This window comes from Deferrisoma palaeochoriense, from assembly GCF_054656955.1.
The window spans coordinates 1-262 of record NZ_BAAHXI010000221.1 but is presented as its reverse complement, the minus strand read 5'-3'; the positions used below and the strand labels follow the sequence as shown (position 1 = coordinate 262).

1 pseudogene is annotated in these 262 nt (G+C 62.2%); it reads left to right on the top strand.

Features of this window, described 5'->3' with window-relative positions:
• Nucleotides 1–262 (top strand): annotated as a pseudogene (locus ACYQ8L_RS18780) (aldehyde dehydrogenase); the annotation flags it as partial.

Here is a 262-nt window from a genome sequence, read left to right as displayed (position 1 = left end):
CGCGCTCGCCAACGGCGTGTACCACGCCGCCCGCCAGATCGGCCGGGGCGCCGAGAAGTTCGACCACAACACGATGAAGAAGTTCGAGCAGGTGCCCTTAAAGCTCAAGATGATCAACTTCCCCTACTTCCTCATGTACGCGACCGGCGAGAAGATGAACATCACCCAGATCGAGGGGTCGTTCCCCCAGGTGCCGATCGCGGACAGAAAAGAGCGGGAGGAGTTCGTGAGGCGCTGGGAGGCGGCGCCGGAGCGGTTCAAA